Annotated in this window: 14 protein-coding genes and 1 pseudogene; 12 read left to right on the plus strand and 3 right to left on the minus strand. The window is 64.6% G+C overall.

The genetic code is table 11. The features are described from left to right. Nucleotides 1–138: 138 nt before the first annotated feature. From ACCQ00_RS05880 to ACCQ00_RS05915, 8 genes are all read left to right on the plus strand, one after another. Nucleotides 139–615, plus strand: a complete 477-nt coding sequence (locus tag ACCQ00_RS05880; RefSeq protein WP_017155766.1) for an Hsp20/alpha crystallin family protein — start codon at nucleotides 139–141, stop codon at nucleotides 613–615. A 411-nt stretch (nucleotides 616–1,026) separates the two neighbouring features. Then, nucleotides 1,027–1,926 (plus strand): DnaJ C-terminal domain-containing protein, encoded by a 900-nt coding sequence (locus ACCQ00_RS05885; protein WP_039572837.1) that lies wholly within the window; start codon nucleotides 1,027–1,029, stop codon nucleotides 1,924–1,926. A 486-nt stretch (nucleotides 1,927–2,412) separates the two neighbouring features. Next, nucleotides 2,413–2,799 (plus strand): twitching motility response regulator PilH, encoded by a 387-nt coding sequence (pilH, locus tag ACCQ00_RS05890; RefSeq protein ID WP_017155764.1) that lies wholly within the window; start codon nucleotides 2,413–2,415, stop codon nucleotides 2,797–2,799. Between the two features lie 682 nt (nucleotides 2,800–3,481). Next, complete coding sequence (hflK, locus tag ACCQ00_RS05895) at nucleotides 3,482–4,609, plus strand: FtsH protease activity modulator HflK (RefSeq protein WP_017155763.1); 1,128 nt, start codon at nucleotides 3,482–3,484, stop codon at nucleotides 4,607–4,609. Beyond that, nucleotides 4,609–5,472: a protease modulator HflC gene (gene hflC / locus ACCQ00_RS05900; protein ID WP_003483929.1), complete on the plus strand. Its 864-nt coding sequence runs from the start codon at nucleotides 4,609–4,611 to the stop codon at nucleotides 5,470–5,472. The genes hflK and hflC overlap by 1 nt, the downstream gene beginning before the upstream one ends. A gap of 624 nt (nucleotides 5,473–6,096) precedes the next feature. After that, nucleotides 6,097–6,561, plus strand: coding sequence for an REP-associated tyrosine transposase (locus tag ACCQ00_RS05905; protein WP_039572834.1), 465 nt, complete (start codon nucleotides 6,097–6,099; stop codon nucleotides 6,559–6,561). 479 nt (nucleotides 6,562–7,040) lie between these two features. Further along, nucleotides 7,041–8,333 carry an adenylosuccinate synthase gene (locus tag ACCQ00_RS05910; RefSeq protein WP_017154927.1) on the plus strand — a complete coding sequence of 431 codons (1,293 nt, stop codon included), beginning with the start codon at nucleotides 7,041–7,043 and terminating at the stop codon, nucleotides 8,331–8,333. Nucleotides 8,334–8,700: 367 nt separating this feature from the next. Beyond that, on the plus strand, nucleotides 8,701–11,373 hold the full coding sequence (locus ACCQ00_RS05915; protein ID WP_039572831.1) for a M1 family metallopeptidase: 2,673 nt from the start codon (nucleotides 8,701–8,703) through the stop codon (nucleotides 11,371–11,373). A 252-nt stretch (nucleotides 11,374–11,625) separates the two neighbouring features. Here ACCQ00_RS05915 and ACCQ00_RS05920 read toward each other — a convergent pair whose 3' ends face one another. Together ACCQ00_RS05920 and bdcA are read right to left on the minus strand one after the other, a co-directional pair. After that, nucleotides 11,626–11,811 (minus strand): hypothetical protein, encoded by a 186-nt coding sequence (locus ACCQ00_RS05920; RefSeq protein WP_039572828.1) that lies wholly within the window; start codon nucleotides 11,809–11,811, stop codon nucleotides 11,626–11,628. A 254-nt stretch (nucleotides 11,812–12,065) separates the two neighbouring features. Then, nucleotides 12,066–12,779, minus strand: coding sequence for an SDR family oxidoreductase (bdcA, locus tag ACCQ00_RS05925; protein ID WP_039572826.1), 714 nt, complete (start codon nucleotides 12,777–12,779; stop codon nucleotides 12,066–12,068). A 71-nt stretch (nucleotides 12,780–12,850) separates the two neighbouring features. On the opposite strand from bdcA, the gene ACCQ00_RS05930 reads away from it, so the two are divergent. Together ACCQ00_RS05930 and ACCQ00_RS05935 are read left to right on the plus strand one after the other, a co-directional pair. Further along, nucleotides 12,851–13,441, plus strand: coding sequence for a TetR/AcrR family transcriptional regulator (locus ACCQ00_RS05930; protein WP_039572824.1), 591 nt, complete (start codon nucleotides 12,851–12,853; stop codon nucleotides 13,439–13,441). A gap of 494 nt (nucleotides 13,442–13,935) precedes the next feature. After that, the gene (locus ACCQ00_RS05935) at nucleotides 13,936–14,853 is read left to right on the plus strand and encodes a hypothetical protein (protein ID WP_080949165.1); all 918 of its coding nucleotides are present in this window, start codon (nucleotides 13,936–13,938) and stop codon (nucleotides 14,851–14,853) included. 41 nt (nucleotides 14,854–14,894) lie between these two features. Here the strand turns inward: ACCQ00_RS05935 and ACCQ00_RS05940 are convergent. Next, nucleotides 14,895–15,113, minus strand: a pseudogene (locus ACCQ00_RS05940) (hypothetical protein). A gap of 42 nt (nucleotides 15,114–15,155) precedes the next feature. Between ACCQ00_RS05940 and ACCQ00_RS05945 the strand changes: the two are divergent. Both ACCQ00_RS05945 and ACCQ00_RS05950 read left to right on the plus strand, forming a co-directional pair. Continuing rightward, on the plus strand, nucleotides 15,156–16,022 hold the full coding sequence (locus ACCQ00_RS05945; RefSeq protein ID WP_080950256.1) for a hypothetical protein: 867 nt from the start codon (nucleotides 15,156–15,158) through the stop codon (nucleotides 16,020–16,022). A 181-nt stretch (nucleotides 16,023–16,203) separates the two neighbouring features. Continuing rightward, nucleotides 16,204–16,542, plus strand: coding sequence for an XVIPCD domain-containing protein (locus tag ACCQ00_RS05950; protein ID WP_369908156.1), 339 nt, complete (start codon nucleotides 16,204–16,206; stop codon nucleotides 16,540–16,542). The last annotated feature ends 261 nt before the right edge of the window (nucleotides 16,543–16,803 follow it).

Below are 16,803 nucleotides of genomic sequence, written 5' to 3' on the forward strand. Positions count from 1 at the left end.
GGATTCTAGAAAGGGGCAGGGGAAAAGCGCGTCAACGCGCTTGAAATCCGTCCGGCCACGCCTATCTGACGCACATGGCCGGCGCACCTGCGCATCCCGCAGTCGCCGGCCCCGTCATCAACCTTTTGGAGGCTTTCAATGAACATCGTTCGTTATCCCCAATTTCCCACGCACGCGCTGCAGAACGAGATCAAGCATGTGTTCGATCGCTTCTTCGAGCAGAACGGCGACACCGACGAATCGGCGGTGGTGACCGCGCAGTGGGTGCCACGCGTCGACATCAAGGAAGAGCCGAATCACTTCGTGCTGTACGCCGATTTGCCGGGCATCGATCCGAGCCAGATCGAGGTGCAGATGGACAAGGGCATCCTGTCGATCAAGGGGGAGCGCAAGAGCGAATCCAGCACCGAGACCGAGCGCTTCTCGCGGATTGAGCGCCGCCACGGCAGCTTCCATCGCCGCTTCGCGCTGCCCGATAGCGCCGATGCCGATGGCATCACGGCTGCGGGCCATAACGGCGTGCTGGAAATCCGCATTCCCAAGCGCCCGGCCGCCACGCCGCGCCGTATCCAAGTGGGCAACGGTCAGAACACCAACGGCAGCACGGTGCAGTAAGCGCAATGAACCGCGCGGCGGCGCGCTGTGCAGGCGCGCGATGTTCGCCTGGCCGGCCTGTCCTGTGCGTGCAGGCTGGCCAGGCGGCCGGCAGTCCCGACTGGCCCCTCTGCCAGCCGAAACTGGCCGCCGCAGGACGCTGACCCTGGAGCGAGGCCGCCGCTTCGCTCTCCGGCGACAGTCGCGCCGTAGAATAGGCGCGGTTGCCCGCCCGGCTGCGAATAGATTGGCCAACAGCTCCCTGGCGTGACCGCTTGCGGACGCGGCTGGTATGCGAACCCGGCACGTACGTCAGTACGGGGCAGGGTTGCACGCCTTCCGCCCTGCATACGCGCTGTCCGCCGGAGCGTTGGCCGTTCGAACTGGCTCGTGGCCTCGGCTGCGGGCCATTTTTTTTCTAGAGGTGATTAGATGGAATTCAAGGATTACTACGCAACGCTCGGCGTGGAGCCCAGTGCAGGCGATGCGGAGATCAAGACCGCCTACCGCCGGCTCGCACGCAAATATCACCCCGACGTCAGCAAGGAAGCCGGCGCCGAAGACAAGTTCAAGGCGATCAACGAAGCCTACGAAGCGCTGCGCGACCCGGCCAAGCGCAAGGCCTACGACCAGTTGAAGGCGCAGGGATTCCGGCCGGGCGACGAGTTCCAGGCCCCGCCCAATTACGGCGGCGGGCAGGGCTTCGATTTCGAGGAGGTGTTCGGCAATGGCGGCGCCGGCGGCGGCTTCAGCGATTTCTTCGAAAGCCTGTTCGCCGGCCAGCGCGGTGGCCGGCCGCGCGGCCCCGGCGCCGGGCCTGGTGCCGGGGCCGGCCCGCAGGCGCGCGGCGACACCCGCGCCAAGCTTGCGGTGCCGTTGGAAGCGGTGCATTCGGGCGACAGCGTGCGCATCACCATCAATGGCAAGCAACTGGACGTGCGCGTGCCCAAGGGCGTGCAGCCCGGCCAGGTGATCCGCCTGAGCGGGCAGGGCAACGGCGGCGGCAACCTGTTGCTGGAGATCGAATACGCGGCGCATCCGCATTTCGAAGTGGACGGGCGCAACATCCTGTACACCTTGCAGGTCATGCCCTGGCAGGCCGCGCTGGGCACCACCATCAGCGTGCCCACCCTGGGCGGCTCGGTCGAATTGAAGGTGCCGGCCGATTCGGACGCCGGGCGCAAGCTGCGCCTGCGCGGCCGCGGCCTGCCGGGCGCCACCCCTGGCGACCAGATCGTGGAGCTGGAAATCCTCGCTCCCGCCCCCACCGACGATGCGCAGAAGAAGGCCTACCGCAACCTGGCCAAGGCATTCGGCGAGACCGTAGGCTAATTGATCGAAGGGCCGGATCAGCTGTGCGCGCACGAGGGTTGGGCGAGGCCACGCTCGCCCAGCGATGTGGCGGGTGATGTCGGCCCGCATCGTCGAATCTTGGCCACCCCCTCATCCGGCCCTGGAGAGAGGAGCTAGCCCCTCTCCTTTGAGAGAGGGGGTGGGGTGAGGGTTGGGTGCCCTGCAACCTGATCATCAACTCGATCTGCCTCCCTCGCATCGGGACCCCGCCTCATCCAGCGCATGCGCCCCTTGCCCTGCGATGAAAGGGGACAGGAGAGCGAATCGACGCGGTCGCTCGGTGCGTCCTGTATTGAATCCAGCCTGTCCTATCCAACGTAGTGGCTCCAGCGACTGGCAAAACAGCGCATGCTCCATCACCTCTGGCCTCGCTCGCAAACCACGAACCGTCACACAACTCACCTGGCCCAGCTATCGAAAGCGCGGCGGGCGCACTACACTCGCCGCGCACACTAGGGGAAACACATGGCACGCATTTTGATCGTCGACGACTCGCCGTCGCAGCTGCTGGGGATTCAGCGCATCGTCGAGAAGCTGGGGCACGAAACCATCACCGCCACCGATGGTGCCGCCGGCGTGGAAGCGGCCAAGGAATCGCTGCCGGATCTGGTGCTGATGGACGTGGTGATGCCCAACCTCAACGGGTTCCAGGCCACGCGCACGCTCAAGCGCGAGCCCACCACCCAGCATATTCCGGTCATCCTGGTCACCACCAAGGATCAGGACACCGACCGCATGTGGGGCATGCGCCAGGGGGCCCGCGCCTACATCACCAAGCCGTTCTCCGAAGACGAGCTGCTGGAAGTGATGGAGCGTGTGTTCAACCAGAAGGACGAGCCCCCGCAAGCGTAAGTGCACCGGCGAGCCGTGATCGAAGTCGGATTCCGGCAACGCAGATGGGGGATTAGGGTGGGATGTGCCAACCCTCTCTGCGCGCTGGGGAGCCCGCTGAGGGTTCGGCAGACCGGCGATGCGGAAGTCCACGTCGTCGTGCGCCATCGCATCGCAGCTGCACCTTCAGGCTGTGCCGAGCGCTACCTTCTGCCGATGAGCCAGGGGAGCGCCGTCGGGGTGAAGCGCGCAGCGCAACCGTCGTCGCCTGGGAACACCCTATGGTTGAAAGGATGAGCGCCCAGGACGCAATCGCCGCTGGGCCGCACGCGTGCGATCTCCCATCACCGTCCGCGCTCGACCCTGCAATCCAGGCACGCGCCCGGTCAGCGGTCTTCAGCCGCCCAAGACCCATCAGGTGCCGGCTGCGTCCAATAGATGCGCACGCAGCGCTCGGCAGGCGCAACCCATGCCTGTTGCAGCCACGTGCATCCTTGTCTCCAGGTCTTCATCGCAAAGACCCCCGCCGGTCGGCCGCTGCGTGTGTCCCAGCCGCCCGATCCGCCCCGCCGGCTAAACCAACCATGCATCGCACCGGGCCTTTCAAAACGGCGGGTCTGCCCCATCTAGTAGAATCGGCGCATCAAACAACATGGCGGCACTGCGGGACTGGCCCGCACAGCCCCTCGATCATGGAGCGTGCATGGCCTGGAACACACCCGGCAACAAGGGCGGAGACGGCCCGGACCCCAACCGTCGCAGGTCCTGGGGACCGCGTGGTGGTGGCAACGGTGGCGGTTGGGGCAATCTGCCCGCTCCGTTGAAGGAGCTGTTCGACGGCGGCGTGGGGCGCTGGATCCTGGTCGCGGTGGTGCTGATGGTGCTGTTCTCCAGCTTCCAGCTCATCGGCGAGCAGCAGCGTGGCGTGGTGCTGCGCTTCGGCCAGTTCTCGCGCATCCTGCAGCCCGGCCCGAACTTCAAGCTGCCCTGGCCGATCGAGTCGGTGCGCAAGGTCAATGCCACCGAGATCAAGACCTTCAGCAACCAGGTGCCGGTGCTGACACGCGACGAGAACATCGTCAACGTCTCGCTCAACGTGCAGTACCAGATCAACGACCCGCGCAAATACCTGTTCGGTTCGCGCAATGCCGATCTGGTGCTGGAGCAGGCTGCGCAAAGTGCCGTGCGCGAGCAGGTGGGGCGTTCGGACCTCAATACCGTGCTCAACAATCGCGGCCCGCTGGCGATCGCCTCCAAGGACCGGCTGCAGGCAGCGCTGGATGCCTATAACACCGGCCTGGCCGTCACCGGCGTGACCCTGCCGGATGCGCGCCCGCCGGAAGAAGTGAAGCCGGCCTTCGACGAGGTCAACGGTGCCCAGCAGGTGCGCGAGCGCCTGATCAACGAAGCCCAGGCGTACGCCGCCAAGGTGGTGCCCGAAGCGCGCGGGCAGGGTGCTCGCACCCGTACCGGCGCCGAAGGCTACAAGCAGGCCACCATTTCCAAGGCCGAGGGCGACGCCGATCGCTTCACGCTGTTGCAGGCCCAGTACGCCGGCGCGCCGGAAGTCACTCGCAAGCGGCTGTGGCTGGAAACCGTGCAGAAGGTGCTGTCGGAGAACCGCAAGGTCATCGGTAGCGATGGCCGCCAGGTCATCTACGTCCCGCTGCCGGCCGACGCCAGCAAGCCGGCCACTTCCGCTGGCAATGCCGGCATGCCGTCGATGGTGCCGCAGGACGTGCTGTTGAATCCGCCGCAAAGCGCCAGTAGCGAGGCCATCCGCAACCCGGAGCGTGGCCCGCGCCCGACCGGCCGTGAGGGAACCGAATAATGAAGAATTCGCTAGTCATCGGCCTGATCATCGCCGTCTTGCTGACCCTGATGGGCTCGGTGTTCGTCGTGCGCGAAGACCAGACCGCCATGGTGCTCAACCTGGGCCGTGTCGTGCGTGCCGACCTCAAGCCCGGTCTGCACTTCAAGATTCCCGTGGTGGAATCGGTGCGCGTGTTCGACCGCCGCTTCCAGGTGCTGGACACCGCTCCGGCGCGTTACTTCACTGCCGAGCAGAAAGATGTGAGCGTGGATTTCTTCGCCATCGGTTACATCTCCGATGTGCGGGCGTTCTATCGTGCGACCGGTGGCGAGGAATCGGTGGCCAACTCGCGCCTGGCCCCGATCATCACCGATTCGCTGCGCAACCAGATCAACTCGCGCACCCTGCAACAGCTGGTTTCCGGCGACCGCAGCGAACTGATCGCCAACCAGCTCAAGGGCATCAATGGCGCCATCAAGGGCCTGGGGATGCAGATCACCGACCTGCGCATCAAGCAGATCGACCTGCCGACCGACAGCCAGGTGATCACCGACGTGTACGAGCGCATGCGTGCCCAGCGCAAGCAGGAAGCGAGCAAGCTGCGCGCCGAAGGCGAAGAGCAGGCGCTGACCATCCGCGCGCAAGCCGACCGCGAGTCCACCGTGATCGTGGCCGACGCCGAGCGCGACGCGCAGAAACTGCGTGGTGAAGGCGATGCCGAAGCAGCCCGCATCTACGGCCAGGCCGGTTCCAAGGATCCGTCGTTCTATGCGTTTTACCGCAGCCTGGAGGCCTACCGCAGCTCCATGACCGACGGCAACGGCGTGGTGGTGCTGGACAAGAACGACCCGTTCCTGCAGTACCTCAAGAGCGACCGTTGATCGTTCTGCCTTGAAACATCGCTCTGCCTTGAAACAAGAACGCCCGCGTAATGCGGGCGTTTTTTTGTATGCGCCTGTCACCGCCGGGCAGACAGACGCGCGCGCCCATCGTAGGAGCGCACCTGGGCGCGACGGGCGTGCCCGGTCAGGCGATCGCGCCCAGGTGCGCTCCTACGCAGGACATATGTGGCCGACGGATCGGGCGCATGGCGCCTCGTGCTGCGCTGCTGATGGGTATGTCCGGAATCCGCAGCTGCCTGGAGCGCCTCTCCGCCGTGTTGGCCAGACTCGGCCCGTAGGAGCGCACCTGGGCGCGACGGGCGTGCCCGGTCAGGCAATCGCGCCCAGGTGCGCTCCTACGCAGGACATATGTGGCCGACGGATCGGGCGCACGGTGCTTCGTACGCTGCGCTGCTGATGGGTATGTCCGGAATCCGCAGCTGCCTGGAGCGCATCTCCCGCCGTGTTGGCCAGACTCGGCCCGTAGGAGCGCACCGGGGCGCGACGGACCTCATCGGTCGACCCCGCTGATGGCCTCTGACAGTCAGTCGCCACATGGATCCCTAGTGCAGAACGCGGTAACCGCCGATATCCCGCCTGGTCCAAGGCCATCAGCATCGTGGCATGGCCAACAGTGACTCTCCCGGGCATCGCGCGCTGCGCCGCGGCAGGCAGTCTTCGCCCAACAGCGCTTACCTGCTGACAACCGCGACATGGCAGCGTCGCGCCGTGTTCGCAGATTTTCTGCTTGCGGCCGCAGCCTGCCGGGCATTCACCGCAGCAACGCCTTGCGATGCCAGGCTGCTGGCCTGGGTGTTGATGCCGGATCATGTCCATTGGCTGCTGCAACTTGGAAGCGATACTGCATTGAGCGACGCGGTTTCACGCATGAAAGCCTGCTCAGCCCGCGCGGTGAATGCGCAGCGCCGGTCTGGTGCACCGGTCTGGAGCCGCAGCTATCACGACCACGCCTTGCGCACGGGCGACGATCTGCCCGCTGCAGCGCGCTACATCATCGCCAATCCGCGACGGGCCGGACTGGTGACACGGCTCGGGGACTATCCGTTCTGGGACGCCATCTGGCTCTGAGACACATCTGCCGTAGGAGCGCACCTGGGCGCGATCGTTTCCTGGTGGTGCCTGTCGCGCCCGGGTGCACTCTTACAAGTGGATGTATCGACCGCCGATCCGGGCAGCTCCCAGCTTTAGACCAAGAGCCAGACGGAGCGCCACAGCCAGAGCCCGTGAGCGCCACATCCTCCCGACCGTGCTGCTCCCACCAGCGCTGCGCCCCAGCGGTCGTGCCGCGGCCGGCCGGGTTCGTTTGCCAGCCCTGTGGCCGAACGTGTCCGAAAGGGTAGTGCACGCCACCGGAAACCCGGATAATGCACAAAAGCCGGCCGGGCACGCTCCAACCAGAGCACTCGGTTCGGCTTTTTCCGTGTCAGGGCTATCGCGCCACTGCAACGCTCCCCGATGGAGCCGCGCGCAGGGTGTCGCGGCCAACCCTGCAGCGGTCCCATCCCGCGGCCCCGATGGCCGCAGCAAAACTTAGGAGTTCACCCGTCATGGGTCAGTCAGTTGTCGTGCTCGGTGCCCAGTGGGGCGATGAAGGCAAAGGCAAGATCGTCGATCTGCTCACCGAGGAAATCGGTGCGGTGGTCCGCTTCCAGGGCGGCCACAACGCTGGCCACACGCTCGTCATCAACGGCAAAAAGACCGTCTTGCATCTGATTCCGTCCGGCATCCTGCGCGAGGACGCGCTGTGCCTGATCGGCAATGGCGTGGTGATCTCCCCGGCTGCCTTGATCAAGGAAATCAGCGAGCTGGAAGACGCCGGCGTGGAAGTGCGTTCGCGCCTGAAGATCTCCCCGGCTGCGCCGTTGATCATGCCCTACCACATCGCGCTGGATCAGGCGCGCGAGAAGGCTGCCGGCGGCAAGGCCATCGGCACTACCGGCCGCGGCATCGGCCCGGCCTACGAAGACAAGGTGGCGCGTCGCGGCATCCGCATCGCCGACCTGCATTACCCGCCGCAGCTGGAAGAGCTGCTGCGCACCGCGCTGGACTACCACAACTTCGTGCTGACCAAATACCTGGGCGTGGAAGCGGTCGATTTCCAGAAGACCTACGACGAGGCGCTGGCCTTCGGCGAGTACGTGCAGCCGATGAAGTCGGACGTTGCCGGCATCCTGCACGACCTGCGCAAGCAGGGTAAGCGCGTGCTGTTCGAAGGCGCGCAGGGTGCGTTGCTGGACATCGACCACGGCACCTATCCGTACGTCACCAGCTCCAACACCACCGTGGGCGGCGCACTGGCCGGTACCGGCGTTGGCGCCGATGCGATCGACTACGTCCTCGGCATTGCCAAGGCGTACGCCACGCGCGTCGGCGGCGGCCCGTTCCCGACCGAATTGGACGACGAAGTGGGCCAGGGCATCCGCGACCGCGGCGCCGAGTACGGCGCGTCCACCGGTCGCCCGCGTCGCTGCGGCTGGATGGACATCGTGGCGCTCAAGCGTGCGGTGGCCATCAACGGCATTTCCGGCCTGTGCATCACCAAGCTCGACGTGCTCGACGGCATGGAGAAGCTGAAGATCTGCATCGCCTACGAATATCACGGCAAGCGCACCGAGTACGCGCCGCTGGACGCGCAGGGCTGGGAAGAGTGCACTCCCGTGTACCTGGAGTTCCCGGGTTGGAGCGAGAACACCCACGGCATCACCGTGTGGGACGAACTGCCGCCCGCCGCACGCGCCTACCTGCGCGCGCTGGAAGAACTGGCCGGCTGCCCGATCTCGATCGTCTCCACCGGCCCGGACCGCGACCACACCATGGTGCTGCAGGATCCGTTCGCCTGATCGGCTGATGCGTGGTTGAACCGACGAAAGCCCTGCGAAAGCGGGGCTTTTGTTTGCACAATGCCATTGCGTTGCCTCATCCATGCGCCCCGCAACTGTGCGACGGCTGCAGATGAAGTGGTGTTGGCCGCGCACGCCTGATCGATGCGGGGCGTGTTCAGCATGGCGGTGTAGCATGCTCGCGCCAGTCGGGCCTGCCTTGCCCTGGCTCGATGCATGCGTGCCCTGTCGTTGCCGCAGCTTCTCTTTGACGTGGGTGTCTTCGCGTCTGGCAGGCAGGCGCATGACTTTCGGCAGTGTGTGGTCTTGCGGGCCGGCGCCATGATGCTGGCCGCTGTACTACTTCATTACTCTCTTTAGGAATGTCATGCGCCAGATCCTGGTGACCGCTATTGCGCTGGCCCTGGCCAGTACCTGGGCCATTGCGCCGGCTCACGCTGCTGTGGCTGCACCGGAGGCGGTCAGCGCATCGGCCGCGCAGGTCACCAGCCAGTTGCCGCGCACGGCCAAGCCCACCCACTACGCGGTGGAGATCACCCCGCATGCCGACAAGATGACCTTCGACGGCAAGGTGGCCATCGACATCGTGGTGCTGCAAGCCACCGACCGCATCGTATTGCAGGCGGCCAACCTCAGCTTCGCGCGCAGTACGTTGGCGCAGCGCAAGGGGGGCAAGCCGCAGATGGCCAAGGTCAGCACCGATGAGCAGGCGCAGACCGCCACCTTCGCCTTCGACAAACCGCTGGCACCGGGCAACTACGTGTTGTCCATCGATTACAGCGGTGTGATCAATACCCAGGCCAACGGTCTGTTCGGGCTGGATTACGCCACCGCGCAAGGCCAGCGCCGCGCGTTGTTCACCCAGTTCGAAAACTCCGATGCACGCCGCTTCATTCCGTCGTGGGACGAGCCCAATTTCAAGGCTACCTTCGACCTGGCAGTCAATGCGCCGGCCACGCAGATGGCGGTGAGCAACATGCCGGTCGCCTCGTCCAGCAATGGTCCCGGCGGCATGAAGCGCGTGGTCTTCCAGACCACGCCCAGGATGTCCACGTACCTGCTGTTCCTGAGTGTCGGCGACTTCGAGCGGGCGACGCGCAAGGCCGATAACGGCACCGAGATCGGCGTGATCGCGCAGAAGGGCAAGGTGGACCAGGCGCAGTTCGCACTGGATTCGGGCCGCGATGTGCTGCACGAATACAACGCTTATTTCGGCATTCCATACCCATTGCCGAAGCTGGACAACATCGCCGCACCCGGGCAGAGCCAGTTCTTCAGTGCGATGGAAAACTGGGGAGCGATCTTCACCTTCGAATACTCGCTGCTGCTGGACCCGGCCACCTCCAACATCGACGACAAACAGGGCGTTTTCACCGTTGCCGCGCACGAGATCGCGCATCAGTGGTTCGGCAACCTGGTGACCATGGCGTGGTGGGACGACCTGTGGCTCAACGAAGGGTTCGCCAACTGGATGGAGGCGCGCACCACGCACAAGCTGCACCCGGAGTGGGACATCGACAACACCGGCGCAGCCTTCAAGAGCCGCGCGGCGATGCAGCGCGATGCGTATGTCACCACCCACCCGGTGGTGCAGCACGTCGCCACGGTGGAGCAGGCCAGCCAGGCATTCGACCAGATCACCTACGACAAGGGCGAAGCGGTGATCGCCATGCTCGAAGACTATGTGGGCGCAGACAACTGGCGCAGCGGTGTGCGCAGTTACATCAAGCAGCATCAATACGGCAATGCCGTCACCGATGCGTTGTGGCAGCAGATCGATGCGGTGGCACCGGGCAAGCAGTTCACCCAGGTGGCGCACGACTTCACGTTGCAGCCGGGCGTGCCGTTGATCCAGGTCAGCGCCAGCTGCACGGCCGGCAGCACCACCGTGCAGCTGAAACAAGGCGAATACACCGTCGACCGCCCCAACAAACCGCCATTGCGCTGGCATGTGCCCGTCACGGTGCGCGGCGCCAATGGCACGCCGGTGCGCGTGTTGGTGGATGGCAGCGCGCAGGTGCAGCTACCCGGCTGCGATGCGCCTGTTGTGGTCAATGCCGGGCAGAAGGGGTACTTCCGCACGCTGTATGCACCGGCGCAATTCACCGCGCTCAGCAAGGGGTTCGACGCGTTGCCGGTGGTCGATCAGCTGGGTGTGCTGATGGATACCGCTGCGCTGGCACCGGTGGGCCTGCAGCCCGAGGCGGACCTGCTCGAGCTCACCGTCAAGGTGCCATTGGGTGGCTCGCCGGATCTGTGGAAAGTGGTGTCTGAGACGTATTCCAGCATCGATCGCCTGTTCGCCGACGACCTCAAGGCGCAGGCCGGCTGGCGGCGCTTCGCGCGGGCGCGGCTTGCGCCGGAGTTCGCCACGCTCGGCTGGGACGAGCGCAAGGACGATAGTGCGCAGACCAAGCAGTTGCGTGCCAGCCTGCTCAACAGCCTGAGCGCGCTGGACGATGCACAGGTGATTGCCGAAGCGCAGCGTCGTTTCGCTGCGTTCCAGGCCGACCCGGGCACGTTGTCGCCGGAGTTGCGTAGCACGGTGCTGCGCATCGTCGCCCGCCATGCCGACGCGGCCACGTGGGACGCGTTGCATGCCATGGCAAAGAAGGAAACCTCCTCGATGCTGCGCGACCAGTCGTATGCGTTGCTCGCCTACGCCAAGGACCCGGCATTGGCGCAGCGCGCCCTTGAACTTGCACTCACCGACGAGCCCGGCGCCACCACCGGTGCCAGCATGATCGGCGATGTCGCCAGCGAGCACCCGGAGCTGGCATTCGACTTCGCACTGGCGCATCGCGCCCAGATGGACACGTTGATCGACTCCACCTCGCGCGCCCGCTACTACCCGCACCTGGCCGCAGGCTCCAGCAAGCTGGAGACCATCGGCAAGATCAAGGCGTACGCCGACACGTACCTCGCTCCCACCTCGCGCCGCGATGCCGAAACCGCCATCAGCACCATCCAGACGCGGGTGACCTTGCGCGAACGGCGCGTGCCGCAGATTGCGGCATGGTTGAAGAAGCAGAAGGGCTAAGCAGTTGCATTGAAAAACAAAAAAGCCCGGTAATTCCGGGCTTTTTTGTTCGGTGCAGAGGCCGCCAGTGCAGGTGAAGCGGATTGGCCAGCAACAGTAGCGAAGGGATCCGATGAGCGACTGCCTGAAAAGCGCAGCGTGCGCGTGGTGACTGCCGAAGCCGGGGTCGCGTGTTTCCGAGTCGTGCTGCCGCTCTGCGCGCCGCGTCTGGCTTCGGCGCGCCTGCCGACCGGCTGCGGTTGACTGCGTGCATCACGCCATGCGCATCGACATGTTCTCGCGAACCCGATTGTCCATGTCTTGCTGCTGGCTCTGCGCCAGGGTTGGTTGCCGCTCCACGCTGGCCATTTCCAGCTGCTGCAGCGACTGCTCAACCGGCGTGCGCACCGCCACATCGGCAGCACGCACATGGCAGGCACCGGCCTGCGCATTGGTCATTCCATTGCAGGGTTTTTTGCGAACTATAGGCAACGCAGTGGCAACAGGATATGCAAGGCCAGGCCAGCGATTGCAGGTGCAATACGCCGCAAGACATGGGGCGACGATCATTGGCGACGCAACAGGATCATGCGCGTGAATCACGATGCTGGTGATGCAACAGCAACTCGCCATGCGTGTGGACGGAGGGCGTTTGCTGCCCTCCGTCGCGCGACGTGGCGAGCTGCAGTGCGATCAATGCAGACCTCGTTGCTTCATGCCCCGAATGCACCGTCGATCGTATGCATCGCGCCAGTCACAAAGCTCGCTTCCGGGCCCGCCAGCCAGGCCACCATGCCAGCCACTTCCTCGGCGCGGCCGTGGCGCTTGATCGCCATGAAGCTGTGCATCAGGTCTTTCATCGGTCCGTTTTCTGGATTTGCGTCGGTATCGATCGGGCCCGGTTGCACCACGTTGATGGTGATGCCGCGCGGCCCGAAGTCGCGCGCAAGCCCGCGGGCCAGCCCTTGCAGCGCGGATTTGCTTAGCGCGTAAGAGGCCATGCCTGGCAGCGGCATGCGGTCGCCGTTGACCGAGCCGATCACGATGATGCGGCCGCCCGGTGGCATCTGCCGCGCGGCCTCGACAGCGGCGTGGTAGGGCGCGTGTACGTTGATGCGGAACAGCCGGTCTACCGCGTCCGGATCCTGGTCCAGCGCATCGCCGAACAACGCAATGCCGGAGTTCACCACCAGCACATCCAGCGGCCCGCTGCGGCGCACTGTGGCGATGACCGCATCGCGATCGGCGCTGTCTGCCAGCACCGCGGTGCTGCCGGTTTCGCCGGCCAGGCGCTGCGCCGCCTCGGCAGAGCCGGCATAGGTGAACGTCACTCGCGCACCTTCGGCCACGAAGCGCCGCACGATCGCGGCCCCAATTCCCCGGCTGCCACCAAGCACCAACACCGACTTGTTCTTGAACGCTGACATGTACCTACCTCGCTATTAATGTAGCGAGCAATACATAATATATTTCGCTTGCCGTCAAGGGTTTTGTAACGATGACTACAGAAATCTCACGGGCCCGCGGCCGGCCGCGGGCGTTCGACGCGGAGCAAGCGGTCGCCACCGCGCAGCAGCTGTTCCATGCACGCGGTTACGACGCGTTGAGCGTGGCCGATCTCACCGCGGCACTGGGCATCAACCCACCCAGTTTCTACGCCGCCTTCGGCAGCAAGGCCGGCCTGTACGCGCGCATCCTCGACCGCTATGCGCAGACCGGCGCGATCCCGCTGCCGCAACTCCTGGACGCCGACCGACCGCTGGCCGACGCGCTGGCCGATGTACTGGAGCACGCCGCCCGCTGCTATGTCGCAGACCCCGCCGCCACCGGCTGCCTGGTGCTGGAAGGCACGCGCAGCAACGACGCGCAGGCGCGCGAGGCGGCCTGCGGTTTTCATGTCGCCGCCCAGGAGTTGATCCGCACCCACATCGCCCAGCAGCGCCCGGAAGACGCAGACCGGCTGGCGGATTTCGTCAGCACCACCATGGCCGGGCTGTCCGCCAGCGCCCGGCATGGGCAGAGCCTGGAGCGCTTGTTGGCGAGTGCGCGGCTGGCGGGGGAGGGGATTCGGGCGGCGTTGCGTGGGTAGGGCAGGGCGGGCGCGGCAGCAGATGGATTTCGATGGCGTGAGCGCACCTGCTCGCTAATCGAGGTGCGCTTGCCGCTACCCAGTACGGTCGATGGGCAGGTAGTACGAGATGGTCGTGATCGGCTGTCGCTCAGGCGAAGTCGTTGTCGGATGAATGGTGCGGCAAATCAGGAAGGACAGGGCAGCGCTTATGGGTCATCCATGCTTTAGGCTGGCTTTAACACAGGCCACTTCCATCTCTTTGTGCAATGCTGGCGATCACATGGAGCCGCACGCAGCGTATTGGTTGAACGTTCCGAACCATCCGAATTGCTGTTCACCCCGGACAGTCGCGCTGAGTCCATACCAGATGGCGTCTTTGCGGGATGCAGCGTCTATTTCAGTCCCAAAATGAGAGTGTCGCTGAACTGTTTTCGTCTGCGATCAGTGACTTGACCGAGCCTGCTCATACGGCCACAGTCCGGGTCGTTCGCCCTCTTCGTTCAAGGATGCCCATGAAGAAGCTGATGCAGTGCATCTTGGCAACCGCGCTGGTGCCCATCATGACGCTTGGGTGTGCACGGCTTTCGATGGAACAGGCTGCCGCAAAACCGCCAAGTGGTGCACACGAAGCATCGTCTTTTCCTCAGGCGCCTGCTGCCACGCCTTCACCTTGGGTGCCCTTCAAACTGGAACGGCAGATGGGCGCCGTCTGTGTGGATCGTACGCAATCACAGGGTTCCTCACCCGCACCTTTGCTAAGGGACGGATTTTGCAAAGGCCTGGCACCTGCGCATATGGCGCGTGCGCTGCTTGCCCTGCCCGCAGATATGGTTGACGCCTCGCTGCAAAAGCGCGAAGCCAGCTTGCGCGATGCCGTGTACGTGGCCGCACCCGGCTTGGGACGTCGTGCTGATTTCACCGTGGTTGCGGGTGATCTGACGATCCGTTCGTTCGAAAGTGCTGATCCCGAAAAAACGGTGTACTTGGTTTGGTCGGTGAAATGCGCTGCGGGCGAGGCAGGCCTCGCGTGCCAGTCAGGCAAGGGGCGAAAAGCGTATAGCGTCACCAAGGACGGCACCGCACGCGATGTCAGTGCAGCGGTGTTTCCGCCAGCGCCTAGCCTGACTGCAGAAGATGTTGCCCGGCGAAACGACCACGGCGGCTCGGAGCTTTTTCTGTTCGACGACAAGCTACCCGTGGCGCCGACAATGCGATGGTTGATGGAATTCGATCCTGACCAGCCGCTGGCCACCGATGACCCGAAGCGCGTCGGGTCTTACGCCCATTTTGGTTTTCTTCGTTGGACAGGCGAACGCTTCGAGCTGGTGGAACGGGTTCCCAGAGCGCAGTGGCCGTGCCGCCAGCAGCGCACAGGCGAACCGGCATGTGCGGATTATCCAGATGGTGAGGACCGTTTCATCAGCGAGTGACCACTTCTGCAAGGAGCAGCGAAATGGCGAGATCCAACGATTTAGACATCCGTGCGACTGCCGACCAGATTTCTGCGTTGTTCAACGCCAATCGGCAGGCCGAGGCGCTGCGCATGCTTGATGAGCGCAGACAAGGCCAGTCAGAGGTCGTGCGTGACGCACTGGATCGCTACGTCGGCGCAGCGTCCGCCGGTGCAATCGCCAATCAACAACACGGGCCGGTCGCCGTTGCGGATGCCAGTGTGCTGCAACGCTTGCAACTAGCCGCGTCAAACCAGCCAGCAATTCCGCCGCAGACGCAAATGGCTGCCTTGAGCGACTCACAGCGCTATGAAGTCTACGCCAGCATCGTACAGGTGAGAGGGAACGAAGCCGCGCGCGAGGCACTCTCGCGACCCAACGAGCGCGTGGTCTTAGGCCTTCGCCAGGAAAACTCAACGCTTGCGGCCATGCAGGATCGCGCGCATGCCGGAAGCTTGCGTAGCGACGATCCGGCAACCCCTGCCATCAACGAAGCTCAGGGCGGCACGGGCGTCTACAACGACCGCCTGGTCGTACTGTGGAAGGATGCCGATGGCACGCGTCATACGCAGGTCGCCCAGCAAGCAAGCACCGAGCCGACTGCACAGTACGATCATCATGCAGGCAACACGGGGCGGCGCCCGCTTGCGGAAGGCGGCATGGAGAACAGGACATTTGCACCGTCGCCGGGCTTTGAGAGCATCACCAGGCCCAGGAAGATCGAAGGCGAGGACGTCAATGCCGATGGCATCAGGGATCTCGGTCGCCTGAGCGAAGGCACCATCGAGATGCGGATGGGGCAGCACCCAAATGCCAGCCGGCCAGGCACCCAAGACAACGCATTACGCCCAAGTCAGGCTGCGGTGGAGGCAGGGCGGGGCGGGGTACAGCGGGATAGCAATGCGGACGGCTGGTTTGATCGAGCCGATCTCAACGGTGTGCAGGATCTCAACGACACCTTCAAGATTCATCGCGGTTCCAGCGGTAGTACGGATTCGGCTGGCTGCCAGACAATTCATCCAGCCGAATACGATGGGTTCATCGCCGCGGTTCAAGGCAACCCGGAAGACACGCTGGCAATACGTGCTGACCAGCACGACTCCTGGCCCGGTGCGGGAGCAGCAATTGGACCAGGGGCGAGGGCATGAAGGGGCACAGCCAGGACAGGAACAGCCGGGGCATCCGCCGGCCCAGCCGCAGCGGCAGCACGGCGGAGCTGCGGCGCCTGCGCCTGTGAGGCCACGGCAGGCAGACGCAGAAGATGCCCAGCCCGCGCCTCATCCATTGCATGCACAGGCGAGCATCTTGGTTGGCCGGTTGGACGCCAGCATGGGCCGCGCCAGCGATGCGCACAGCGAGCGGATGAGCGCCAGCCTGGCCAATCTGGCGAGTGAGCATGGGCTTGAGCGCATCGACCACGTGCTGCTGAGCAACCAGACACCGCGTGCAGCCGCCGGTGCCACCGTCTTCGTGGTGCAGGGCGAGCCCAGCAATCCGGCTCACTTGCGTGCCAGCATGCCCACCGACGTGGCCGTCAATACGCCGGTGGAGCAATCGCTGGCTAAGCTGCAAGAGCTCGATGCGCGTGCGTTGGCGCAAGCGCAGTGTCAGGCGCAAGAGAGAGGGGTGATGCAGGAAGAGGCTATCAAGCCACGAAGCATTGGGTGAGGGTTGGATTTTGCTTGTGACCTCTAGACCACTGCACCACGCGGCGTGTAGCTGAGACTGCCTGCACAAATACTTCGTTCGCCTCATTCCATATTCCGGAATATGGAATGAGGCGGCCTTGGGTGTGGAATTGAAGCCCGAGGATCTAGTAGTGCCACACAAGCAGGTGCACAGGCGGGCCGGACCTTGATCGGCGTATCTCTCAGATAAGTTCTGTGTATGAGCGCTTCTCAGGTGCGTCGCAGCGTCTAGTGCGCGGTG

Source organism: Xanthomonas sp. NCPPB 3761, from assembly GCF_041475705.2.
Classification (GTDB): Bacteria; Pseudomonadota; Gammaproteobacteria; order Xanthomonadales; family Xanthomonadaceae; genus Xanthomonas; species Xanthomonas phaseoli.

Coding starts and splice junctions, on each gene's coding strand:
- ACCQ00_RS05910 (WP_017154927.1), top strand. CDS start 7,041: ATGGGTCAGTCAGTTGTCGTGCTCGGTGCCCAGTGGGGCGATGAAGGC.
- ACCQ00_RS05915 (WP_039572831.1), top strand. CDS start 8,701: ATGCGCCAGATCCTGGTGACCGCTATTGCGCTGGCCCTGGCCAGTACC.
- ACCQ00_RS05950 (WP_369908156.1), top strand. CDS start 16,204: ATGGGCCGCGCCAGCGATGCGCACAGCGAGCGGATGAGCGCCAGCCTG.
- ACCQ00_RS05920 (WP_039572828.1), bottom strand. CDS start 11,811: ATGACCAATGCGCAGGCCGGTGCCTGCCATGTGCGTGCTGCCGATGTG.
- ACCQ00_RS05905 (WP_039572834.1), top strand. CDS start 6,097: ATGGCCAACAGTGACTCTCCCGGGCATCGCGCGCTGCGCCGCGGCAGG.
- ACCQ00_RS05885 (WP_039572837.1), top strand. CDS start 1,027: ATGGAATTCAAGGATTACTACGCAACGCTCGGCGTGGAGCCCAGTGCA.
- ACCQ00_RS05935 (WP_080949165.1), top strand. CDS start 13,936: ATGAAGAAGCTGATGCAGTGCATCTTGGCAACCGCGCTGGTGCCCATC.
- ACCQ00_RS05945 (WP_080950256.1), top strand. CDS start 15,156: ATGGCTGCCTTGAGCGACTCACAGCGCTATGAAGTCTACGCCAGCATC.
- ACCQ00_RS05880 (WP_017155766.1), top strand. CDS start 139: ATGAACATCGTTCGTTATCCCCAATTTCCCACGCACGCGCTGCAGAAC.
- hflK (WP_017155763.1), top strand. CDS start 3,482: ATGGCCTGGAACACACCCGGCAACAAGGGCGGAGACGGCCCGGACCCC.
- pilH (WP_017155764.1), top strand. CDS start 2,413: ATGGCACGCATTTTGATCGTCGACGACTCGCCGTCGCAGCTGCTGGGG.
- ACCQ00_RS05930 (WP_039572824.1), top strand. CDS start 12,851: ATGACTACAGAAATCTCACGGGCCCGCGGCCGGCCGCGGGCGTTCGAC.
- bdcA (WP_039572826.1), bottom strand. CDS start 12,779: ATGTCAGCGTTCAAGAACAAGTCGGTGTTGGTGCTTGGTGGCAGCCGG.
- hflC (WP_003483929.1), top strand. CDS start 4,609: ATGAAGAATTCGCTAGTCATCGGCCTGATCATCGCCGTCTTGCTGACC.